A 23,704-nucleotide genomic window follows, 5' to 3' on the forward strand; every position below is an offset into this window, starting at 1 on the left:
GAATAATGATGCGTGGTATGGGAAATATGCAAGGTATGATGAAACAAGTTCAAAAAATGCAAAAAGAAATGATGGCTGCACAAGAAAATTTGAATGCTCAAGAATTTATGGGGGCAGCAATAAATGATTTAGTAGTTGTGACATTTACAGGAGATCGTAAAATGGTTGATTTAACTATCAAACCAGAAGTGATTGATCCAGAAGATCCAGAAATGTTACAAGACTTAGTTTTAACTGCAGTTAATGATGCCTTAGTTAAAATTGAAAAAGAAACTGAACAAAAAATGGGTAAATACGCACAAGGTATGCCTGGATTCTAAAACTTAACAGGAAGGAAACTTCCTGTTTTTTTCAAAAATAAGGGAGGGGGCGGAGTATGCATTATCCAACACCAATAGCGAAGTTAATAGAAAGTTATATGCGTTTGCCGGGGATTGGGGCTAAAACAGCAGCTCGTTTAGCCTTCTTCACTTTAGATATGCGCGAAGATGACGTAAACGATTTTGCGAAGTCGTTAATCAGCGTGAAGCGTGACCTGCATTATTGTGAAGTTTGCGGAAATATCACAGAAGAACCAACTTGTGAGATTTGCCAAGATCAAACGCGAGATAAGAGTGTTGTCTTGGTTGTAGAAGAAACTAAAGATGTCATGTCATTAGAGAAGATGCGAGAATACAAAGGTCAATACCACGTCCTTCATGGTGTGTTATCACCGATGGATGGGACAGGACCAGATGATATTAATATCGCTAGTTTAATTAGTCGTCTCCATGATGATCAGATTAAAGAAGTGATTATTGCAACGAATGCAACAACTGAAGGTGAAGCGACTGCAATGTACTTATCGCGGTTGATTAAGCCGGCGGGAATTAAAGTAACGCGCCTTGCTCACGGGTTGTCAGTAGGCAGTGATATTGAATACGCGGATGAAATTACATTGCTAAAAGCAGTGGAAGGGCGCCGTGAACTATAGGATTTTAGGAGTGGAAGAGATGTCAGGATTATTTATCACGATTGAAGGGCCAGATGGTGCCGGTAAAACAAGTTTGATTAAAGGATTAGCACCGTTGCTGGAAGCAAGTTTGAAAACGGAATTGTTATTAACACGAGAACCTGGTGGCATTCCCATTTCGGAGAAAATCCGTGAAATTATCTTGGATCCTGCCCATACAACAATGGATGATCGGACTGAGGCGTTATTATATGCTGCAGCTCGTCGTCAGCATTTAGTTGAAAAAGTTATGCCAGCCTTAGCTGCTGGTAAAATTGTGTTATGTGATCGGTTTGTTGACAGTTCACTGGCATATCAAGGTGCTGGTCGAGGAATTGGCATGTCAGAAGTGGCAAGCATTAATGAATTTGCCTGTGCGGGCTTAGAGCCAGACTTAACGTTATACATTGATGTTGATTCTGAAGTTGGATTAGCTCGTATCCAAAAAGGAAGAGCAGCAGAAGATTTGGATCGCTTAGATACGGAAAGCTTAAGTTTCCATCAAAAAGTGCGAGATGGTTACTTGAGGTTAGTGAAAGATAACCCTGAACGTATCGTTTCAATTGATGGTGAGCAAAGTATTGAAGCAGTTCAAACGGCTTGTTTCGATGTCATACAAAAACGTTTTCCAAAAGTGTTTAACTAATTATAATTAGAAAGGTGGAAGTAACATGAAATTAATTATTGCGATTGTCCAAGACAAAGATAGTGGTCGGTTATCAGATGAGTTTAATAAAGTAAATGTCAGAGCAACTAAATTATCAACAACAGGTGGCTTTTTGAAAGCTGGAAATACAACATTCCTAATCGGGATTGAAGATGAACGTGTCCAAGAAGTTCTTGATTTAATTGAAGAATATTGCCAAGCTCGTGAACAATATATGACATCACCAGTTAGTTTAGATGTTAATATGGATAGTTATTTCTCAGTGCCAATCCCTGTTCAAGTGGGTGGGGCAACAGTCTTTATTATGCCTGTAGAAAGCTTCCACCAGTTCTAATGCTTAAAGAAAAACAACCTTTAGTCTTCCAACAATTATTAAATAGCTTTCAGACTAACCGACTAAGTCACAGTTATTTATTTGAAGGGGCTAAAGGGACAGGTAAAAAAGAAATGGCAACGTGGTTCAGTCAGCTTGTATTTTGTGAGGATAGTTCGCAAGGTTCGTGTGGCCAATGCCTGAATTGCCAAAGAATAGCAACTGGTAATCACCCCGATGTCCTGACAATCATTCCTGATGGCCAAACAATAAAAGTTGATCAAATTCGCGAAATCAAAGGTAATTTTGTAAAGAGTGGGATGGAAAGTCAGCGCAAAGTGATGATTATTCAAGAAGCGGACAAGATGACCGTGAGTGCAGCTAATAGTTTGTTGAAGTTTATTGAAGAACCAGAAGGTGAGATGACGATTATTTTCTTAACTGAAAGTAAGGCGAAAATTTTACCGACAATTCAATCAAGATGTCAGATTTTACATTTTTCACCATTACCGCAGTCAGCTTTAATTGCAGATTTAATGGCAAGTGGCATTGAAAAACAGCAAGCGGAGTTCATTTCACAATTAACGAATAGTCATGAAAAAGCGGTTGAGTTTTCTAATGATGAATGGTTTAATGAAACTACAGCAGTCGCCCGTAAATGGTGTGGCCTGTTGTTAAGTGATAATCCTTATGCGATGGTCTTTGTTCAACAGGAATTAGTCCAACAGTGTAAAGAAAAAGAACAGCAAATTCTTTTGATTGATATGTTATTAATTCTAGTTCGTCAACAATTAGCGAATAAGGTTACAGGTAGTCAGCAAATGACCGTTCAAAGTAAATGGTCACAAAAGAAACTAATCAATGGTTTAGAAACCATTTTAAAGGCACGACAAATGTTTTCAGCTAATGTTAGCTTTCAAAATGTTTGTGAATATTTATCGTTAAAATTAATTTCTGGATAAGGAGGATTCGATGGTTGAAGTAGTAGGCGTTAGATTTAGAGAGTCAGGGCATGTTTATTATTATTTGCCAGCAGATGGGCGTTATGAGTTTCGTGATCGTGTCTTAGTTGATAATAAAAAAAGCAAACAGCTTGCAGAAGTGGTTTACCCTAGCAAAACGTTAGCTGAAGCTGATGTGCCAGATGAACTGAAGCCGATCATCAAACATGCCACTGTAGCTGATATTGAAAAAGCTGCAAAAAATGAAGAAGATGCTAAAGAAGCGTTCAAAATTGCTAAGAAAAAGATTTCTCAACATGAGCTTGAGATGAAGTTAATTCATGCAGAATATGCTTTTGACCGTTCGAAACTAATTTTCCAGTTTACAGCAGATGGTAGAATTGACTTTAGAAATTTAGTTAAAGATCTAGCTGCTGCATTTAAAACACGAATTGAATTACGTCAAATCGGGATTCGGGATGAAGCTAAAATTTTAGGTGGGATTGGCCCATGTGGTCGTCAACTATGTTGTTCAACCTTCCTAGGAGATTTTATTCCAGTTTCTATTAAGATGGCGAAAGATCAAAATCTCTCATTAAACCAAACGAAAATTTCAGGTTTATGTGGTCGTTTAATGTGTTGTTTGAAATATGAAAATGATACATACGCGCAAGCAAAACGTGAGATGCCTGATTATGGGAAAGAAATAGATACCCCAGAAGGTCGCGGTCGAGTGGTTGGTTTGAATCTATTAGATCGTGTTGTGAAAGTACGGTTATTAAGTAAAGATGGCGTGATTGATTTTGAACAGGATGAATTAAAAGACTATCAAGCTAGTAAAAAAATTACTAGTGGGATGATAAAGGAAGATTCAAATGGATAAGAAAACCTTGTATGATGAATTGGGGAATGTTGAGTCTGAAATGACATCAATGGTTCAACGCATTACTGAAATGAAAAAAGCAGTAGATGAGTTAACAGAACAAAACGTCACGTTAGAAATTGAAAACCGTCATTTGCGTGAGCGTTTAGTAGAGTTAGATGGTCAAGAAGGAGAAGTTGTGGCAGAGGCACAAGCCTTGTCCAAATCACGTATGAATCTAGAAAAAATTTACGAAGATGGTTTTCATGTTTGTAATTTTTCTTATGGCACACGACGTGAAAATGATGAACCATGTGCATTTTGCTTGGACGTTATCTATGGTGACCGTAAGTAGCTGATTGGATCTAATCTAATCAGTTTTTTAATTGGGAAAGTTAGGAGATAATCATGGTGTTTAAACAGAAAAGTTATGACAAATTATATACAGGCGGGACACTCTACTTGGTACCTACTCCAATTGGTAATTTACAAGATATGACGTTCCGTTCAGTAGAAACACTTAAAAAAGTTGAATATATTGCAAGCGAAGATACTAGAAACACTCAAAAATTACTTAATCATTTTGAAATCAATACACCGCAAATTAGTTTTCACGACCATAACTATAAAGAACGTATTCCGGAATTGTTAGTTAAGTTACAACATGGGGAATCGATTGCTCAAGTTAGTGATGCGGGTATGCCGTCGATTAGTGATCCGGGTCATGAATTAGTAGTTGCGGCGATTGCACAAGGGATTCCTGTTGTACCGTTACCAGGAGCTACCGCTGGGGTGACGGCGTTAGTTGCTTCAGGACTACCGGCTGACCGCTTTTCTTTTTACGGCTTTTTGAAACGTAAGAAGAATGAGCAACAAACTGAATTGAAAAATTTACTGAATCAAGTTGAAACCCAAATATTTTATGAATCACCTCATCGTGTTAAAGCGACAGTAGCTAATTTTATTGAGGTGTTTGGTCCCGATAGACAAGTCGTTTTATGTCGAGAACTAACAAAGCTTCACGAGGAGTTTTTAAGAGGGACTGCTGAGGAAGTTTATCAGTACTTAGCAGATCATGACGTTAAAGGGGAATGTTGTTTATTGTTAGAAGGTGCCACTCAAGTAGTGACTGATGAAGAGTCTTGGCAAGAGTGGAGCGTGTCTGAACATTTGACCTACATGATTGAACAAGAAGGGCTTACTTCTAAAGATGCCATTAAGCAAGTTGCTAAATTAAGAAAAGTCCCAAAACAAGAAGTCTATATGATTTATCACCAATAAGAGCTTAGGCTCTTATTTTTTTATAGATTTTTTTAAAATGTTATTATATAATGAGAAAACAGTGTGAAAGAAATATGTCTATACCAGTCGCTAAGTAAACGTTTACAAGGTATTTTTTAAGTGTTTTATACCCCGTGATACTTAATTAAATTTTAATGAAAATGTTTTTCTATTTATTGTTCTGGAAAATAGCAAAGTTTACACTTAAAGGGTATAAAAAATAGATTTAAAGGAGAGTTGTCGATGAATCAAAAGCAATTGAGATGGCAAAATATTGCAATGATGGCCTTTGTAACCGTTTGGGGACTAGGTAATGTTGTTAATAACTTTGCACAACAAGGATTAACAGTGGTTGTATCATGGATTTTAATTATGGCATTATATTTTGTTCCGTATGCACTGAGTGTTGGTCAATTAGGTTCAACATTTAAAGAGTCTGCGGGTGGTGTGTCATCATGGATTAAAGAAACCTCAACGACCAAATTAGCTTATTATGCAGCGTGGACTTATTGGGTTGTACATATTCCTTACTTAGCTCAAAAGCCTCAAGGTATCTTATTGGCGTTAAGTTGGTTATTTAAAGGAAATGGGAACTTTGTTAATACGGTTGATGCAAAAGTCGTTTCACTAATTTGTTTGGCAATTTTCTTAGTGTTCCTATGGGTTGCTTCAAAAGGTTTAACAACGTTGAAAATGATCGGTAACATGGCAGGAACTGCTATGTTTGTTATGTCGCTATTATTTATTTTATTAGCCGTATCAGCTCCAGCGTTGAGAGGAACAGAAGTTGCAACAGCAAACATGACTAGTTTATCAACCTACATGCCGAAGTTTGATTTTGCCTATTTAACAACGGTATCCATGTTAGTCTTTGCCGTAGGTGGTTGTGAAAAGATTTCTCCTTATGTAAATAATACAAAAAATCCTGCTAAAGAATTCCCCAAAGGGATGTTAGTTTTAGCTGGGATGGTTGCTGTCTGTGCGTTACTTGGTTCAATTGCGATGGGAATGTTGTTTGATGCGAATAATATTCCTGCTGACTTCATGGCCAATGGTGCTTATAGTGCTTTCGAGCGTCTAGGAGTTCACTATAATGTTGGCAATCTATTTGTTATTTTATATGCGATTGCAAATGCCATGGCACAAATTTCTGCGCTAGCATTCTCAATTGATGCACCGTTGAAAATCTTACTTTCAGATGCGGATCCAGATTATATCCCTGAAAAATTATCTCGTTTAAATAAAAAAGGCACACCAGTTAATGGTTATATCTTTACTGGTATTCTTGTAACAATCTTAATCGTGGTACCGTCATTGGGTATCGGCAATATGAATGAATTATTCAAATGGTTAACAAACTTAAACTCGGTTGTTATGCCAATGCGCTATTTATGGGTATTCTTAGCCTTTATGTGGATTAATAAACAACATCAAAAATTCTCATCAGAATACAAATTTGTTAAGAATCCAAAAATTGGTTACTTAATTGGTTTATGGTGTTTTGCATTTACAGCCTTTGCTTGTTTACTAGGAATGGTTCCGAAAGTGGAGTATGCTTCTGCCCCTAAAGAGTATATTTTCCAATTGATTATGAATATCTTAACACCGATTGTATTAATCGCATTAGGTGCTATCATGCCAGCGATTGCACGTCGTGGAAAAAATAAAGCATAAACTTATATTTAAGAACATCGCATATGCGGTGTTCTTTTTTCTTGCAATATGACAGGGTGTCATATATAATTTGAAAATGACGATATGACACCCTGTCATACATACGAGAGGAGGATTAGTATGCCGAAAGAAACATTTTTTAATTTACCACTAGATAAGCAAGAAAGATTAATGGAAGCAGCTCGTGTTGAATTTGCTCGAGCACCATTACAGGAAGCTTCTATTGCAAAAATTGTTAAACTTGCTGATATTTCAAGAGGAAGTTTTTATCAATATTTTGAAGATAAAGAAGATCTTTACTATTACTATTTTGAAAAGATTCGGACAAACAATGAACAAAAATTAGAATATCAATTAAAAAAACATAAGGGTGATATTTTTAATGCTGCCAAAAATTATTTTGATGAATGGATTTTTGAAGTGTTAAAAGGTCCTCACTGTGAGTTCTACCGCAATTTATTGATGTTTATGGATTATCGAGGTACGGCGAAAGTGTCGCCAGAGATTGCTAATAACGATGAGTGGGTAGAGAAAAATAAACAGCGTGCTGAAAAGCATAAAGAAAAAGTAGCAAGTTTGATGGATATTATTGATACATCGACATTGAAGGTTGATGATGACGGTCATTTATCTATGTTAATCAAACTTGTGACGGGGATGATGTTTACGTCGATTAATCACGCCTATAAAATGGAAATGCATGGAATGATTGTTGATATTGATGAAATAAAAAAAGAATTTAATACCAAACTGGAATGGATTCAGTTTGGGGTAACTAAGTAAGGTAGGTGGAAATAGATGATTAAAATTATTAAACGCATGTCAATCGTGTCCGTAATAGCTGCGCTGTTTTTTATGGTAATTCAAGTTGTAAGTGATTTGTATTTACCGAATCTAACGTCAAATATTATTGACAAAGGTGTTGCTACTGGCGATATTGATTATATTTGGAAAATTGGTTTCATTATGATTGGTTTTTCATTATTTAGTATTGTTGCAGCAGTGGGTAACACGTATTTTGCAACAAAAGAATCACAAAAAATTGGGAAGACACTTCGTTCGGAAATTTTCCAAAAAGTAAGTTTTGCTTCTCATAACCAAATGGATAAAGTTGGGACGGCTTCGTTAATTACAAGAACAACCAACGATGTGAATCAAATCCAAATGGTGATTCAAATGTTTTTACGCTTGATGATTAATGCTCCTATCATGTTAGTTGGAGCAAGCATTATGGCCTATCGTAAAAATGCAGAATTAACAAAAGTATTTATCATCACAATTCCGTTAATGATTATTTTAATTGGTGTGATTATGTATTTTGCTGTTCCATTGTTCAAGAGCATGCAAAAGAAAACAGATAAATTAAATCTCGTTTTCCGTGAAGGTTTAACAGGGGTTCGTGTAGTTCGTGCTTTTAACAGAACTGATTTTGAAGAAGAACGTTTTGCTGAAGCCAATGAAGACTTTGTAGCAACAGCGATTAAAGTGAATACCATAATGGCAATGATGATTCCCTTAGTGACATTAATTATGAGTGGAACGAGTGTCTTGATTGTTTGGAATGGTAGTCATTTGATTGCCGATATGCAAATGGAAATCGGTCATATGGTGGCGTTCATGTCGTATGCGATGCAAATTTTAGTCAGCTTTATGATGTTATCAATGATTTTTATTTTCGTTCCGCGTGGGCAAGCGTCAGCTGCTCGTATCAATGAAGTTTTAGAATTAGAAGACGACATTATTCCAGCAGAAAATCCTGTGTCACTAGCAGATTCAAAAGAGCCTATTTCATTAACATTTGATCATGTTGATTATCGTTATGAAGGGGCAGAGAAATTGGCGTTGTCAGATGTTGACTTTAACCTTAAAGGTGGTCAAACATTGGCAATTATTGGTGGTACGGGTTCAGGTAAAACGACCTTAGTTAATTTAATTCCGCGCTTTTACAATGTTGAGGCGGGAGCTGTTAAAGTGAATGGCTTGCCTGTGGACCAAGTGAATAAGGAAGAATTAATTGACCATATTGGTTTTGTTCCGCAGAAAGCGATGTTATTTACAGGAACAATTCGCGATAACATGTTATATGGGAAAGAAGATGCCACAGACGAAGAAATTTGGAAAGCGTTAGAAATTGCCCAAGCTAAAGACTTTGTTTCAGGACTTGAAGATGGTTTAGAGAGTCATGTTGAACAAGGTGGCGGTAATTTCTCTGGCGGTCAACGTCAACGTTTATGTATTGCCCGTGCACTTGTTAAAGAAGCTGATATCTTTATCTTTGATGATTCATTCTCAGCGTTAGACTTTAAAACAGATGCTCGTTTAAGAAAAGCGTTGAAAGAAAATGTGACAGATGAAATTGTTGTCATTGTGGCGCAACGTATTAGTACAGTTGTGGATGCAGATTTAATTTTAGTAATTGATGAAGGTGAAATTGTGGGACAAGGCACCCATGATGAATTGAAAGAGAACTGTCAAACGTATCAAGAAATTATTAGTTCTCAATTGAGAGAGGAGGAAATTGCATGAGTGGACCAAGAGGCGGACAGCGAGTAGGTAGTAAACCAGAAAAAGCTAAAAATTTCTGGGGAACGACTAAACGATTATTAAAATATATGTCAAATCGTGCTTATGCGATTTTACTTGTGGTGATCTTAGCGATCGCAGCAACAATCTTCCAAATCGGAACACCTAAAGTTTTAGGTAAAGCAACGACTGAGGTAGCCAAAGGGATTGCTAAAGGCTATGCTCAAATGCAACAAGGGATTAAACTTGAGCAATTTCCTGTAGATTTTACAAAAGTTGGTCAGATTTTATTAATTGTCATTGGGATGTACTTAATTTCGGCAATTTTTAATTTCTGTCAACAGTTCATCATGACCCGTGTCTCACAACGAACGGTCTACCAAATGCGTCAAGATTTAAAAGTGAAGATGAATAAAGTTCCAATTAACTATTATGATACTCATTCAAATGGCGATATCATGTCACGTGCTATTAACGATATGGATAATATCTCAAGCACCTTACAACAAAGTTTAACGCAATTAGTGACAAGTTTTGTGACAGTCATCGGTGTTTTAATTATGATGATTTCAATTAGTTGGACTTTAACATTTGTAGCATTAGCAACAGTCCCATTAAGTTTGATTGTGGTGATGATTATTGCGCCACGTTCGCAAAAACATTTCAGTAACCAACAAAAGAGTTTGGGATTGTTGAATAACCAAACAGAAGAAACATACGGTGGTCACAATGTTATTAAAAGTTTCAATTACGAAGCCAAGGCAATTGAAGTCTTCGAAGAACAAAATGAAAAACTATATGATGCTGGTCGTCGTGCCCAATTTATTTCAGCGATGATTATGCCATTGATGAACTTCATTAAAAACTTAGGCTATGTTTTTGTTGCTGTTTTAGGTGGAGTGAAAGTTGCGAATGGTCGCATGGACTTAGGGGATGTGCAAGCGTTCCTACAATATACAAATCAATTTTCGCAACCAATCACTCAAATTGCTAACTTGTTAAATACGATTCAATCGACGATTGCTTCGGCTGAACGTGTTTTCGAGGTTTTAGACGAAGAAGAAATGTCAGAAGAACCTAGTGGAATCGCTCCGATTGAAACAGACAAAAAAGTTATTTTTGACAACGTCGAATTTGGTTACGAAGAAAATAATTTGTTGATGACTGATTTCAATTTAGAAGTCAATCAAGGTGAGATGATAGCGGTCGTTGGTCCGACTGGGGCAGGTAAGACAACCTTAATTAATTTACTTGAACGTTTCTACGATGTTAGTGCAGGTTCAGTTAAATTAGATGGTGTTGATATTCGCGATATGAGTCGTGAAGAATTACGTCAACGCTTCTCAATTGTTTTACAAGATAGCTGGTTGTTTACGGGTTCTATTAAAGAAAATATTCAATATGGTAATGATGAAGCAGATGAAGTAGCGCTTGCTGCTGCCACTAAAGCAGCTCATGTGGATGACTTTGTTCGTCGTCTGCCAGAGGGATACGACACGGTCTTAAATGAGGATGCAAGTAATATTTCTCAAGGTCAACGCCAATTATTAACGATTGCCCGTGCTTTCTTAGCGGATCCAGAGATTTTAATTTTAGACGAAGCAACATCAAGTGTCGATACACGGACGGAATCACTCATTCAAGCTGCAATGAATCGTTTGCTTGAAGGGCGTACAAGTTTTGTTGTCGCTCATAGATTGTCAACTATCCGTGATGCAGATAAGATTATTGTGATGGATAAAGGACAAATTGTCGAAATTGGCAATCACGATGAATTAATGGCTAAAAATGGTTTTTATGCTGATTTATATAACAGTCAATTTTCTGAAGAAGTAGCGATTTAAAAATGCTCTAGTCGGTAGACTAGAGCTTTTTTGCTAGGGCAAATTACTACTAAAAAATGTATAAAAATGGTAGTATACGAGTACAAGATAAATGAAAAGGAGAGTTGACTAGAAATGACTGTTTTTAATAAAACGAGCCCTCTGCTAGATGTCATCTCATTAAAAGTAAAAGATAGTGAAAAGTCATTACAATTTTATTGTGACTATTTAGGCTTAGATATGATCATTGAAGAAAATAATATCGCCTATTTAGGCTCTAAGGCAACGGGAAGACCCATGGTTGCTTTATATGAATACCCAGAGGGGATTGAAAGCTTGCCAGAACAAAATGTTTTAGCGCGGTTTGCGATTTCTGTACCAACGAATAAGTGGTTTACTGATATTAAAGAACGTTTGCTAAAGGCTGACTATGAATTTTCTGCCTTTAAATCTGAAAGTAATCATGATGTTATCCGTGTGCTAGATCCAGAGAACCATACACTTGATTTATTGAATATGAACACGGTTAACCCTTATTTGGAAGCGCAAGCGAAAAAACACGAAGGGATTATTAAGCCGACCTTTTTTTTGCGTGGACCAGCCAAAACGCATGAGGAATTGGAAATTCATGCTGTTCGATTAGCAGTTGCTGACATTGTTGAAAGTCATAAGTTTTATACAGAAATTTTAGGCTTTACAGAAAAGTTAGATGAAAAAGGATTGAAGCTTGAAGTCAATCCTGAAGAAGAAGATTATTTACGTCTAGCAACATCCTCAGAAAAAATTGCAACTGATGATAATTTCTTAGGGCTAGACTATTTAGCGTTTCGTTTGCCGGATAAAGAAGAGTTGGAAAAATATGTAGCATTTTTAAAAGATAAAGGACAAGATGTTTATTACAATAAACGTCAAGGTCTACTACAAATTGATGATCCAGATGGCAACCATCTTTGGTTTTATCGTTAGTTGATAGAGTATTAAAAGATAGGTTAATAATGATCTTCTTATTAAAACAGAGGTTTGCTTTGTTTAATGTTCATTATATGATAAAATGATAAACGATTTAGACTTTAAGGGTCTATGACTAAAATGAGATTATTTAATTGAAACGATACTGAGGAAATGAGTGACTAATATAATGAAAAAATTTGTAATTAATGGTGGCCGTACTTTAAAAGGCGAAGTAACAATTAATGGGGCAAAAAATAGTGCTGTAGCTTTAATTCCGGCAGCAATACTTGCTGACTCACCGGTTATTCTTGAAGGAGTTCCAGATATTGATGATGTTCATTCTCTTAAAGAAATTCTTGAGATTATGGGTGTTAAGGTAACGTTTGAAAATAACGAAATGGTTATTGACCCAACTGATATGAAATCAACACCAATGCCAAGTGGTAAAATTAGTAGTTTACGTGCCTCATATTACTTTATGGGCTCGCTATTAGGAAAATTTGGTGAAGCGGTTGTCGGTTTACCTGGTGGTTGTTTCTTAGGGCCACGTCCAATCGACTTGCACATGAAAGGCTTTGAAGCTTTAGGTGCTGACGTCAAAATGGAGAATGGTGCAACGTATTTAAATACAACAGAAGATGGCCTTGAAGGTGCTCGTATCTATATGGATATGGTTTCAGTCGGAGCGACAATTAATGTAATGCTTGCAGCTGTTAAAGCTAAAGGTAAAACAGTGATTGAAAATGCTGCTCGTGAACCAGAAATTATTGACGTTGCGACATTGTTAAACAATATGGGTGCAAAAATCCGTGGTGCTGGTACTGATGAAATTAGAATTGAAGGGGTTACTGAAATGCATGGGTGCCGTCATTCGATTATTCCTGACCGTATTGAAGCGGGAACTTACATTGCATTAGCTGCTGCGGCTGGCGATGGCATCTTAGTTAAGAATGTTATCCATGAACACATTGAGAGTTTAATTTCTAAACTTGAAGAAATTGGTGTTGAAATGGAAATTGGAGAAGATTCAGTTTTCGTTCATCCAGCGAAAAACTTAAAAGCGACAGATGTTAAAACATTACCTTATCCAGGTTTTGCTACAGATTTACAACAACCAATTACACCGTTATTGCTATTAGCTCAAGGTGAAAGCATGATCAACGATACGATTTACCAAAAACGTGTCAATCACATCGCTGAATTAGCGCGTATGGGTGCTAAAGCAAAAGTGCAAGGCAATACAATTGTCATTGAAGGTCCTAACAAATTACGTGGTGCAGAAGTTGTCGCTAGTGATTTGCGTGCAGGAGCTTGTCTAGTCACTGCTGGTCTAATGGCTGAAGGTGAAACGAAGATTACTAATGTAGAATACATCCTACGTGGTTATGATTCAATTATTGAAAAATTAACGGCGCTTGGGGCAGATATCAAATTAGTGAACGAAGCGTAAAAAATCACTGAAAGTGATTGTCACAGCAAGTCTAGTGTGTTAATATAATAATGTTATAAATACAAAATCAACTCTGACTCAGCAAATGATTCAGGGCAAAGGAGAGCTAAATTATGAAAGAAAATATCCACCCAAATTACCAACCTGTAGTATTCATGGATTCAACAACTGGATTCAAATTCTTATCAGGTTCTACAAAAACTCCAGAAGAAACAATTGAATGGGAAGATGGTAACACATACCCATTAATCCGTATGGAGATCAGTTCTGATTCTCACCCGTTCTATACAGGACGTCAAAAATTCACTCAAGCCGATGGCCGTGTGGATCGTTTCAACAAAAAATATGGTATCAAAGACGAAAACGCAGAAGCGTAATTCGTTACTGTATAAAAAAAGACTTCTCAATTTTGAGAAGTCTTTTTTGTTTATCTAAGAGGCTGTTATTAAACTGTTATTTAAATTGAAACACAATTGAATGAATAGACCTTCAGTGGTAAAGTGAGTTGATTTTAAATAATGAAAAAGGGGTCTGATTTATATGAAGTGTTGGAGAACGGTACTTAAAGCAACAATTTTGCTATCTTTGATGGTTGGAAGTGGAGTCGTTCTTGAATCGGAAGCGATTGCAACAAATACTGTCCCGATTCAAATTTTAAGTGTCAATGATTTTCACGGTAGTTTAGATTCAATTGGAACAGTATATATTGAGGGGAAAAAAATTGAAAATACAGGGGCGTTAAAAAATTTAGCTACTCATTTAAATGATTCGGAAAATCAATTTAAAGAGAAACACCCTGATGGTGAAACAGTTCGTATACAAGCGGGAGATATTGTGGGAGCAAGTCCAGCAAACTCAGCCTTATTACAAGATGAGCCAGCAATTAGAGCGTTTGATTTAATGGGGTTTTCTATCGGTGTTTTAGGGAATCATGAATTTGATGAAGGACTTAAAGAATATAAACGGGCATTAGATGGCAGAGAACCTGTTAGAGAAGATTTTGGTCCGACGATGGATGATGATCTCTGGAAAGTATTAAAAGATTACCCAAGAAGTGCATCTAGAGAAGAAATTGTTATTGCGAATGTTGAAAATAAGGCTGATGGTGAGTTTGGTAAAAAAGGTGAAATTCCTTATGGGTTTAAGCCATATACTATTAAAAAATATGGAGAAGGTGATGATTCTGTAAAAGTTGCCTATCTTGGTGTGGTTACGTCAGAGTTTCCTAATCTGGTATTAGCTCAGCATACAGAATCATTTAATGTTCTTGATGAAGCGGAAACAATGGCAAAATATTCAAAAGAGCTGCGTGAAGAACAAGGCGTTAACGCAATTGTTGTTATCACGCATATTCCGGCAGTGAGTTCAGACGGTGTGGTTGAGGGTGATGTAGTTGATATTATGGGAAATGTTGATAAATTAGATCCTGATAATAGTATTGACGTGGTATTTGCTGCCCATAATCATCAGTTTACAAATGGAATTATTCATGGGAAAAATGATGTGAGAGTTGTTCAAAGTGTTTCTCATGGTAAAGCGTATGTTGATGTACAAGGCACGTTAGATCCATCGACACAGGACTTTACTGAAACACCAAAAGCAGAAGTAATACCAAACACAGACGTAGGTGAAGATCGATATAATCAAGACGTTCAAAAAATAGTAGATGAAGCTAATGAATTAATAAAACCAATTACTGAAGCGTCAATCATAAATGCGAGTGTCGAGAAAATGACAAAGGATCCAGAAGGTCGTTCTGTCGTTACAAGTGATTCTAACTCACATAATGAATCACCGTTGGGCAACTTAGTGACAGATGCACAATTATACATGGCCAATACAGAAGGTCTGAAGGATGCGGATGGGAATGAGGTACATGCTGATTTTGCCCTAACAAATGATGGAGGTATCAGAGCAGATTTGATAGCAGATAAAAATGGTGAGTTGACTTGGGGAGCTATTCAAACGGTACAACCTTTTGGGAATATTTTACAAGTCGTTGAAATTAAAGGTTCTGACTTACGCTCGGCCTTGAATGAGCAATTTGATAATGATAAATTAGAATACTTTCTACAGTTTTCAGGTCTTAAAATGAGTTATCAAGGTGTCGGATCTAATTTTGAAGTGACATCACTAACAGATGACGAGGGTGCTGAAATTGAAGATGATAAAAATTATAATATTGTTATTAATGACTTTTTATTTGGTGGTGGTGACGGATTTAAAAGTTTTAAAAAGGGGAAATTAGTGACAGCTATGGATGCAGATACCTCGGTATTTATAAATTATTTTAAAAAATTAAAAACTGAAAATAAAAAAGTTGAAGCGCCAGAAGTTGGTCGCAAGATAGAAGTTAAGGCGGATGGAAAAGAAAATAAAGATAGCCCCAAAAATAAAATGAATTCAAAAAAAATAGACAAAAAAATTATTGCTACGGTGAGTGTGATAGGCGGGATTATCTTAATTGGCTTGGTGGTCTTCGTGATGAACAAAAAGAAAAAATAATCTAAAAAAGACTTCTCAAGTTTGAGAAGTCTTTTTTGTTTTATTTAAAATAATTTTGGAGCTAAGTATGAAACCACATATAGAATGATGCTAATAGCAGCAAATAGATAAGTTGTTATTTCATAGATACGGTAGTTTTCCATATTACCTTGTTTTTTTGCTTTAAACATCATTTTGATTGTGAGGATAACAATAGCAACTGCAAATGTAGCTAGGACAAAAAATAATTGATTCATCGTGAGTCTCCTTTAAATACGTTATAGTAATTATCCTAACATAAAGCTGACATAATAATAAGTCATAGCTAAAAATAAAACATTTGAATTGACAAAGTGACACTGTGTCACTATAATAATTAAGAAAGGTGACATCGTGTCACTTATGTTGTAGGAGGGGATTGAATGTCAAAAAAAACAGTCAATAAAAGTTTGGCGCTAGGTATTTTAGTTTTAGGGGTGTTTATGTCGGCGTTAGATAATGGGATTATTTCAGCGGCGTTAACAACGATCAATTCTTCATTTGATGTATCGGAAGTTCAGGGGTCTTGGGGAATCACGTTATATACTTTAGGAATGGCAATCTCCACACCGATAATCGGTAAGATGGCAGATCGTTATGGCCGTAAGAAATTATTTCTAGCAGAAATATTTTTATTTGCTATAGGGTCATTATTAGTAGCATTAAGCACTAACTTTACCTTATTCTTAGCGGCGCGATTTGTTCAGGCTTTAGGTGGTGGTGGAATTTTCATCATCGCTAGTTCATTTGTTTTAACTGTTTTTCCAAAAGAAAAACAAGGTGGCTTATTAGGGATGTTAGGAGCAGTTAATGGGATTGCTTCAGTTGTTGGTCCAAATATTGGGAGTTTAGTCTTGAAAGCAACAAATAGTTGGCATTGGTTATTTTTAATCAACTTACCAATTGCGGTTGCAATTCTTATATCAGCTTACTTATGGGTGCCGGAAACAAAAAATCCGACTAATAAAAAAACAGATTATATTGGAACGGTCTTCTTAAGTTTAGGAATTCTAAGTTTCATGCTAGCGATCACCAGCTTAGATCAAACTAACTTAATGAGTAGTTTGTTAAGTTTAAAAGTTTTAGGATTTTTACTCGGTGGGATTATCTTATTTACTGGTTTATTCTTTATTGAAAAAGGAAATCAAGTGAAAGAAATTGATCCAATTTTAGATTACCGCTTATTAACAAATCGTAATTTTATGTTAACTCTCTTTATGGGATTATTGACAGGAACATTAATAGCCATCTTTGTCTACATTCCGAGTTTTGTTGAACATCGCCTAGGCGTGTCTGCCAACCAAGCGGGGATTTATATGTCTGGTATTGGTTTAGCCTCTATTGTGGGTGCTGGTAGTGGCGGACGTTTTGTTGATAAAAAAGGAGCGGTTCAAACGATTCAAATTGCTAGTTTTATTTCTTTAGTAGGCTTTGGAAGTTTAGCGTTCTTTGCGACAAACACAACTACATTTTTAATCACGTCAACAATTGCCGGGCTAGGATTTGGTATGTTAATGGGGGCACCGCTATCTGTTTTAGCTAGTGAAGAAGCAGGTAAGGAAAAAGGATCTGCATTAGGAACGTTATCAGTTAGTCGCCAAGTTGGACTGACGATTGCTCCGACTTTATACGCAGCATTAATTCAAAACGGATTTAATTCATTAATGCCACAATTAACGAAAGCTTTACCAAGTGAATTTGTGACAGAACAATTATCGCAAGTGAATCAACATTCAGTTGAATCAACATTACTAGGTTTAACTGATTTAGCAGCTAGCCCAGAGAAAAATCAAGCTTTAGCAATTTTTAGAGAGACTGCGGGGGCAGCTTATCAAAGAATGTTCTTATTCAGTGCGATAGCTTCAGGAATTATTTTCTTCTTGAGCTTTGTTTTAAAAAATCAAAAAACACATAGAAAGTTGGAAAATTAGTGAGTGCAGATTTAATTTTAGCAAGTGGAGCCATGATTATTGCCTTGATTTCTTATAGTATCGGGGTGTTTGGTGAGAAATTTAGTGGAACGATTCAATTGAAACATTTATTATTCTTCTTCGGTGGTTTAATTTTTGATACAACCGGAACGACTTTAATGAACCGGATTGCAGAAAGTAACGGCGGAGGTGAATTTGGAATTCATCAAATTACTGGTGGAGCAGCTTTGATTTTAATGGGATTCCATTTACTATGGGCTATCTGGGTTTATTTAAAAGGTGATGATAAGGCTAAAGAGAAATTTCACAAATTCAGCCTTGCAGTTTGGACGCTATGGGTCATTTCATTTATCTTAGGAATGTTAGTTGGAATGGGAATTATTGGTTAGAAAAGAACACTCATAAGAGTGTTCTTTTTTTGTTTTAAATAACAATTTAAGAGAGTTCGTTCAATCCGGTTAAACTATTCTCATTTTTTGTGAAAATAAATGTTTTAAGGTTGGCATTCGGCTTTCTTGTTGTTATGATAAGTGCAGTTAAGAATTGGGGTTGAAGGGGGTAATGTTTTTGGCAGAATCGATTGACAAGGATTATTTATTAGAAACCTGTGCTTTTGCTGGTAAAGTGATGCTAGAAAATGGTGCAGAAATGTTTCGAATTGAAGATACTATGAACCGTATTGCGATGAATCATCACAATCAAGTTGGGAAAAGTTTTGTGACGCAAACAGTTGTGATTATGGGATTAGATAGTACAAAAAGTATTCACATGGAACGTATCAAAGAACGGACGACTAACTTAGGAAAGGTTTCCCAAGTGAATGACTTGTCGTGGTTGTTCTCTCGTGACATGATTAGTATAGAGCATTTAAATGCCGAACTTAGAAAAATTCATAATGACAAAACGCCAAAGACGATTTTATGGAATGTTTTTTGGGCAATGATTATCAGTGCTAGTTTGATGATTCTGCTTGGCGGAACCTGGGTTGATTTCATACCTACGTGTATTGTTGGTGCAGGTGGGTGGTTAGTGTATGAGTTAAGTACAAAATATTTACGTTTGAAATATGTTGATGAGTTTGTTGGTGCTTTTTCAATGGGAATCCTAGCATTCTTTATGATCAAATTAGGTTGGGGTCATTCTTTAGATGACATGATTATTGGAAGTATCATGCCGCTTGTACCAGGTGTAGCCTTAACCAATACAGTTCGAGACTTACAGGAAGGTCACATGTTATCAGGTGTTTGTCGAGGCGTTGAAGCTTTGATTATTGCTTTGATGATTGGGGCGGGGATTACCTTAGCCTTTTCTGTGATGGGGTGGTAGAGATGGAAATATTATTAAAAATGATTGAACAGTTTACCCTTAGCTTCTTATCAGCGGTAGGCTTTGCTTTTATCTGGCGTGTTCCCCAAAATAGAATGTATCTAGCGGGCCTAGCAGGTGCTGGTGGTTGGATGGTTTACTGGGCTTGTCGCGAGTTTGGTGTGGGAAATACCGTTTCAACTTTTTGGTGCGCTTTAACAATTGCTTGGTTAAGTTACATTATTGCACGTAAGACACATACGCCTGCAACATTGTATAATATCCCGGGAATCACTTCAGTGGTGCCAGGGGGAACATCTTATAAAATGATGCACAGTTTATTTGTTGGTGATTACCATCAAGCAGTAGAGTATGGTATTCAAGTCATCGCCCTAGCTGGAGCAATTGCTGGTGGGTTGATTATTTTTGAAATTGCTCGCCGTAATTATAAACCAGTTATTGTGACTAAAATAAAAAAGGCTCAGTAAGCGAATTGCTTACTGGCCTTTTTTTTCGTCTTTTTTCTTTGCTAATTGTTCTTGTTCTTTTTCAATGAATTTTTCTGCAGCTAATTTAGCTTCGTTAGCGCGCTGATCAACGTCACTTAAAAGTGAGTCTAAACCGAAGTCTTCAAATTTCTTTTCTAGAAAATCATCTTTTTTAAATTTTAGTCCCATTAGAACACATCCTTCATTTTTATATAATTATCACATGCATAGTGTTGAATGTTGATAGTAGTTTCCCGCTCTAAACATAAATCTGCCAAGGATTTGCCGATGATGGGGCCTGTTGTTAAACCAGAAGAACCGAGACCGCTAGCAACTAAAATAGAGTTATCGTTAGGAACGGGTCCAAAAAATGGTAAAAAGTCCGAAGTGTAAGCTCGGGTGCCAATGCGTGTACTTGTTTGTTTAAATGAAGAGATAGTTGGAGCGATAGTCATGACGCTTTGAACTAATTCGTTGATCTTAGTAGGGTCACTAGTTAAATCATATCCAAGATCGTTTTCATGTGTGGCCCCAATTAGGATTTTTCCGTTATCGAAGGGAATAATATCAGCTTCGCCATGGGGCATGACGACAGGCCACTGGTCAGTTTCTGTGGCAATATCTAATTCAACTAATTGACCTTTTTGTCCACGAACATCAACGGTATATCCTAGTGGTGTTAGAAGTTCCGGTAACCAAGCGCCAACAGTCAAAATAACTTTATCAAATTGCACACAACCATCAGTAGTTGTAATTTGCCAAAGGTCATTTTGTTTTTTGAGAGAGGTTACTTCTGTTTGGTAATAGTTACCGTGTTTGTTGCCGATGGCTTCTTTTAAAGTTCTAACAAGGGCAGCGCCATCAACTCGTGCTCCGCCAGATACGAGTAAACCTGACTGTTCATTATTGAGTAAGGGGATCAAACGATGAATCTCCGCAGGTGATAAAACAGCTAATTCACCAATCTCGGGAGCCTCAACTTTCCGTTCAGTAGCAATGTGTGTGAGTTTGTCTAAAAGTTCAGGTGTATTTTTATATAGCAGAGTACCTGTTTGTTTGTAAACTTCAGAGGCGAAAGGTAATCCCAAGTCTTTAATTAAAGTGGGATAAAATGCAGCTCCAGTTTTTGCTAAATGATACCAATTTTTATTCCGACGTTGTGATAGCCAAGGTGAGATGATTCCAGCTGCAGCGCTGGAAGCTTGCCCAGTCGGTTCATCATATAAGGTAACGGTCACTGAATCGTCTTGAGATAAATAAAAAGCAGTAGTTGAACCGACGATTCCGCCGCCGATAATTGCAATATTCATTTGGGAAACCTCCTTAATGGCTTTAGTATAGCGTATTTTTTGGAAATAAAAAACAACTTGAAAACAAGTTGTTAAGGTTTGTAACTTTGGACGGGTTCAACGTGAACATCCGTATCAAAAATATTATGTTTTTCACTGAGAATTCTTTCAATTTCTTCAGTAATCTCATGACTTTCACTAACGGTTAAGTTGCCATCCATTAAGACGACGACATCTAAGAAGACATTGGCACCGTATGTTCTGCCTCTTAAACCGACAATTTTTTCAACGCCTGGGACAGCTAAGATGTCTGCCTTGTATGTTCGTAGTTCTTCACGAGAGAAACCATCTGAAAGAGAAAAGGCACTTTCAGAAAAAATTTGGATACCAGTCCAAATAATTAAAGCTCCGACGATGATCGCTGTTAAACTATCGAGCCAATTAATCCCGAAGCTGGCTGCAAAAATCGCGATAGCTGTGCCGATACTTGTGTAGGCGTCAGATAAGTTATCTTTTGCAGCCGCCATTAACGCGCTACTTTTAACAGATTTTGCTAATTTCCGATTATAAAGAAATACTAAGACCATGACAACGGCTGAAAAAATTCCGACCGTTGCGGCAATTGGGTCTGGGGTAGTTGTTTTGTGGTTAATAAAAGCCGTGATTGAGTTAATTAAAACTTGTGCACCCACTAAGACCATAATGAAAGAGGTAATCATACTAGCGACAGTTTCCACCTTCCAGTGACCATAGCGATGTTGGTCATCAGCGGGTTTGCGTGCGATTTTTATTCCGACTAAAATTGCGACAGAGGCAATAATATCTGTAAAGTTATTGAGACCATCGGCTCTTAGGGCAGATGAGTTAGCCCAATAACCAACGCTTAATTTTAAGATTGAAATTAAAAGGTAGGCAACGATGCTAACAATGGCCCCTTTTTCTGCTGTTTTCAATTCAGCGTAACGTTGTTCTAACATACAATCTCCCCCAATGAGTTATTGATTATGATTATAGCAAAGGCGAAGTAGCAATTCTAGGAATAAGGGATGCCGAAATACTAAAAATATTTTCATGAAAGTTTTCACTTTTGAAGTGAGAGTGCTGTCTTGTGTTGAAGTGTTGAGCAAGCTATAATGAAATGAAGATAAAAAGACGGAGGTTGCAAATGAATAATAATGATAAATTAGTTCGTTTACGCTATGCCTTAGATTTAAAAGATCAGGATATGGCGAAAATTTTTAAATTAGGTGGAGCAGATTTGTCAGTGGACGAAGTTAAAGCCATGTTAAAACGTGTTTATACGGAAGATACTGATGAATTTGATGATAATAAATACGAAGTGACATGTAATGATCGTAAATTGGAAATGTTTTTAAACGGCTTTATCACATTTAAAAGAGGTAAGCGACCATTGAAACCTGGTGAAGTTGAAAAGCCAGTTGTGTACACAATGAATCATGGTAATGGCAATAATGAATTATTGAAAAAATTGAAAATTGCTTTAAGTATGACAAGCGATGATATGTTAGAAGTGTTTGACCATGCAGGTATGAGAATTTCTGCAAGCGAACTAGGGGCTGTGTTGAGAAAAGAAGGTGCTCGTAATTACCAACGTTGTGGTGATAAATTTGCCCGTAACTTTATTAAAGGTCTGACGGTTATGCACCGCGGAGATAAATAAAAAACCGATTCGAAAGAATCGGTTTTTGTTTTATTCTAAATCTAAATTTGTAGCAGCGAATGTATTGCCATGTTCAAAGTCACCGTATTGGTAACCACGATTGAACCAGTTAATACGTTGTTTTGATGTCCCGTGAGTAAAGCTATCTGGAATAACGAATCCTTGGAACTTACGTTGTAAGGTGTCATCACCAATCGCATTAGCAGCTGTTAAGGCAGATTCCACATCGCCAATTTCTAAAATAGGTTGGCCATTGTGAGTTTTGCCTGCAATATATTTTGTCCACATGCCGGCGTAGTAGTCAGCTTGTAATTCCATACGTACTTGATACTTGTTATATTCTTTCGTTGAAAGTGTCGTTCTTAATTTATTCATTTGATCAGCGATACCAAGTTGTTGTTGAACATGGTGGCCGACTTCATGAGCAACCACATAAGCCATGGCAAAATCGCCTTTAGCTTTGTATTTAGTTGCTAGTTCATCCATGAAAGATAAATCTAAATAAACTTTTTGATCTCCTGGACAATAGAATGGACCAACTGAAGAATCAGCAGAACCGCAGGCTGTTCGAACGCGGCCGGAATATAAAACCATACTTGGTTGTGTGTATCTAAATCCTTCTCGTTGGAATTCTTGACCCCAGAAATCTTCTAAGTGTCCAAAAACAACGGAAACAAATTCTTTACGTTCTGTTGAAAGTTGTTGCGTTTGTGGTGACACTTGTTGAGCAGGAGGCTCCATCATATTTAAAACGGATCCTAAGTTTCCGCCACCTAACAACATAACTAAACCTAAAATAATCATTGAGAAGATTCCGCCACCTTTAACTGCTCTCCCGCCAGTTTGGGTAACGCGACCGTTTGTCCGATCTTCTACATTTGTACTTTGACGATCTCCACGCCATTTCATAAACAACACCTCACTAATATCTCGATAAAATCGAATCTACTAAAATTATAAATTCTTTTTGTTGAAATAGCAAAATAATCTCATTTAATCATTATTTTTTAG

General features: G+C 36.7%; 26 protein-coding genes. 21 read left to right on the plus strand and 5 right to left on the minus strand.

Annotated elements, in window-relative coordinates; genetic code table 11:
• The first annotated feature begins 5 nt into the window (after nt 1-5).
• From G7081_RS04380 to G7081_RS04455, 16 genes are all read left to right on the plus strand, one after another.
• Nucleotides 6-320, plus strand: coding sequence for a YbaB/EbfC family nucleoid-associated protein (locus G7081_RS04380; RefSeq protein WP_166007742.1), 315 nt, complete (start codon nt 6-8; stop codon nt 318-320).
• A gap of 56 nt (nt 321-376) precedes the next feature.
• Nucleotides 377-973, plus strand: a complete 597-nt coding sequence (gene recR / locus G7081_RS04385; protein ID WP_166007743.1) for a recombination mediator RecR — start codon at nt 377-379, stop codon at nt 971-973.
• 19 nt (nt 974-992) lie between these two features.
• Nucleotides 993-1,637: a dTMP kinase gene (gene tmk, locus G7081_RS04390; protein WP_166007744.1), complete on the plus strand. Its 645-nt coding sequence runs from the start codon at nt 993-995 to the stop codon at nt 1,635-1,637.
• Nucleotides 1,638-1,662: 25 nt separating this feature from the next.
• Nucleotides 1,663-1,992: a cyclic-di-AMP receptor gene (locus G7081_RS04395; protein WP_166007745.1), complete on the plus strand. Its 330-nt coding sequence runs from the start codon at nt 1,663-1,665 to the stop codon at nt 1,990-1,992.
• Nucleotides 1,992-2,933, plus strand: a complete 942-nt coding sequence (gene holB / locus G7081_RS04400; RefSeq protein WP_166007746.1) for a DNA polymerase III subunit delta' — start codon at nt 1,992-1,994, stop codon at nt 2,931-2,933. Before G7081_RS04395 ends, holB begins: the two co-directional genes overlap by 1 nt.
• Nucleotides 2,934-2,943: 10 nt before the next feature.
• On the plus strand, nt 2,944-3,795 hold the full coding sequence (locus G7081_RS04405) for a PSP1 domain-containing protein (RefSeq protein WP_166007747.1): 852 nt from the start codon (nt 2,944-2,946) through the stop codon (nt 3,793-3,795).
• On the plus strand, nt 3,788-4,129 hold the full coding sequence (locus G7081_RS04410) for a DNA replication initiation control protein YabA (protein WP_166007748.1): 342 nt from the start codon (nt 3,788-3,790) through the stop codon (nt 4,127-4,129). The genes G7081_RS04405 and G7081_RS04410 overlap by 8 nt, the downstream gene beginning before the upstream one ends.
• A 56-nt stretch (nt 4,130-4,185) precedes the next feature.
• Complete coding sequence (rsmI, locus tag G7081_RS04415) at nt 4,186-5,055, plus strand: 16S rRNA (cytidine(1402)-2'-O)-methyltransferase (RefSeq protein WP_166007749.1); 870 nt, start codon at nt 4,186-4,188, stop codon at nt 5,053-5,055.
• A 243-nt stretch (nt 5,056-5,298) separates the two neighbouring features.
• Entirely contained in the window at nt 5,299-6,729 is a 1,431-nt protein-coding gene (locus G7081_RS04420; RefSeq protein ID WP_166007750.1) for an APC family permease, read from the plus strand.
• A 120-nt stretch (nt 6,730-6,849) separates the two neighbouring features.
• Nucleotides 6,850-7,512: a TetR/AcrR family transcriptional regulator gene (locus tag G7081_RS04425; RefSeq protein WP_166007751.1), complete on the plus strand. Its 663-nt coding sequence runs from the start codon at nt 6,850-6,852 to the stop codon at nt 7,510-7,512.
• 15 nt (nt 7,513-7,527) lie between these two features.
• A complete protein-coding gene (locus G7081_RS04430; RefSeq protein WP_166007752.1) occupies nt 7,528-9,255 on the plus strand; it encodes an ABC transporter ATP-binding protein in 1,728 nt (575 codons plus the stop codon).
• Nucleotides 9,252-11,096, plus strand: coding sequence for an ABC transporter ATP-binding protein (locus G7081_RS04435; RefSeq protein WP_166007753.1), 1,845 nt, complete (start codon nt 9,252-9,254; stop codon nt 11,094-11,096). The genes G7081_RS04430 and G7081_RS04435 overlap by 4 nt, the downstream gene beginning before the upstream one ends.
• 114 nt (nt 11,097-11,210) lie before the next feature.
• Nucleotides 11,211-12,041, plus strand: coding sequence for a VOC family protein (locus tag G7081_RS04440; protein WP_166007754.1), 831 nt, complete (start codon nt 11,211-11,213; stop codon nt 12,039-12,041).
• Nucleotides 12,042-12,213: 172 nt separating this feature from the next.
• The gene (locus tag G7081_RS04445) at nt 12,214-13,476 is read left to right on the plus strand and encodes a UDP-N-acetylglucosamine 1-carboxyvinyltransferase (RefSeq protein WP_166007755.1); all 1,263 of its coding nucleotides are present in this window, start codon (nt 12,214-12,216) and stop codon (nt 13,474-13,476) included.
• Between the two features lie 113 nt (nt 13,477-13,589).
• Nucleotides 13,590-13,853 carry a type B 50S ribosomal protein L31 gene (locus G7081_RS04450; RefSeq protein ID WP_166007756.1) on the plus strand — a complete coding sequence of 88 codons (264 nt, stop codon included), beginning with the start codon at nt 13,590-13,592 and terminating at the stop codon, nt 13,851-13,853.
• A gap of 163 nt (nt 13,854-14,016) precedes the next feature.
• Complete coding sequence (locus G7081_RS04455) at nt 14,017-15,981, plus strand: bifunctional metallophosphatase/5'-nucleotidase (RefSeq protein ID WP_166007757.1); 1,965 nt, start codon at nt 14,017-14,019, stop codon at nt 15,979-15,981.
• 44 nt (nt 15,982-16,025) lie between these two features.
• Here the strand turns inward: G7081_RS04455 and G7081_RS04460 are convergent, their stop codons facing one another.
• Nucleotides 16,026-16,217, minus strand: a complete 192-nt coding sequence (locus G7081_RS04460; RefSeq protein WP_166007758.1) for a hypothetical protein — start codon at nt 16,215-16,217, stop codon at nt 16,026-16,028.
• Between the two features lie 165 nt (nt 16,218-16,382).
• On the opposite strand from G7081_RS04460, the gene G7081_RS04465 reads away from it, so the two are divergent.
• The 4 genes from G7081_RS04465 (at nt 16,383) to G7081_RS04480 (ending at nt 19,723) form a co-directional block, all read left to right on the plus strand.
• The gene (locus tag G7081_RS04465; protein ID WP_166007759.1) at nt 16,383-17,930 is read left to right on the plus strand and encodes an MFS transporter; all 1,548 of its coding nucleotides are present in this window, start codon (nt 16,383-16,385) and stop codon (nt 17,928-17,930) included.
• The gene (locus tag G7081_RS04470; RefSeq protein ID WP_166007760.1) at nt 17,930-18,319 is read left to right on the plus strand and encodes an HsmA family protein; all 390 of its coding nucleotides are present in this window, start codon (nt 17,930-17,932) and stop codon (nt 18,317-18,319) included. The genes G7081_RS04465 and G7081_RS04470 overlap by 1 nt, the downstream gene beginning before the upstream one ends.
• 178 nt (nt 18,320-18,497) lie before the next feature.
• A complete protein-coding gene (locus G7081_RS04475) occupies nt 18,498-19,256 on the plus strand; it encodes a threonine/serine exporter family protein (protein ID WP_166007761.1) in 759 nt (252 codons plus the stop codon).
• Nucleotides 19,257-19,258: 2 nt separating this feature from the next.
• Nucleotides 19,259-19,723: a threonine/serine exporter family protein gene (locus G7081_RS04480; RefSeq protein ID WP_166007762.1), complete on the plus strand. Its 465-nt coding sequence runs from the start codon at nt 19,259-19,261 to the stop codon at nt 19,721-19,723.
• A gap of 9 nt (nt 19,724-19,732) precedes the next feature.
• On the opposite strand, the gene G7081_RS04485 is transcribed toward G7081_RS04480, so the two are convergent.
• The 3 genes from G7081_RS04485 to G7081_RS04495 form a co-directional block, all read right to left on the minus strand.
• Nucleotides 19,733-19,912: an SPJ_0845 family protein gene (locus G7081_RS04485; protein WP_166007763.1), complete on the minus strand. Its 180-nt coding sequence runs from the start codon at nt 19,910-19,912 to the stop codon at nt 19,733-19,735.
• Nucleotides 19,912-21,033 (minus strand): NAD(P)/FAD-dependent oxidoreductase, encoded by a 1,122-nt coding sequence (locus G7081_RS04490; protein WP_166007764.1) that lies wholly within the window; start codon nt 21,031-21,033, stop codon nt 19,912-19,914. The genes G7081_RS04485 and G7081_RS04490 overlap by 1 nt, the downstream gene beginning before the upstream one ends.
• Nucleotides 21,034-21,104: 71 nt before the next feature.
• A complete protein-coding gene (locus G7081_RS04495) occupies nt 21,105-21,989 on the minus strand; it encodes a cation diffusion facilitator family transporter (RefSeq protein WP_166007765.1) in 885 nt (294 codons plus the stop codon).
• 188 nt (nt 21,990-22,177) lie between these two features.
• On the opposite strand from G7081_RS04495, the gene G7081_RS04500 reads away from it, so the two are divergent.
• A complete protein-coding gene (locus G7081_RS04500) occupies nt 22,178-22,693 on the plus strand; it encodes a YehS family protein (RefSeq protein ID WP_202982252.1) in 516 nt (171 codons plus the stop codon).
• Nucleotides 22,694-22,723: 30 nt separating this feature from the next.
• Here G7081_RS04500 and ypfJ read toward each other — a convergent pair whose 3' ends face one another.
• Nucleotides 22,724-23,602, minus strand: coding sequence for a KPN_02809 family neutral zinc metallopeptidase (ypfJ, locus tag G7081_RS04505; RefSeq protein WP_166007767.1), 879 nt, complete (start codon nt 23,600-23,602; stop codon nt 22,724-22,726).
• Nucleotides 23,603-23,704 lie beyond the last annotated feature (102 nt).

The sequence above is a fragment of the Vagococcus coleopterorum genome (genome assembly GCF_011303955.1).
GTDB classification, from domain to species: domain Bacteria; phylum Bacillota; class Bacilli; order Lactobacillales; family Vagococcaceae; genus Vagococcus_D; species Vagococcus_D coleopterorum.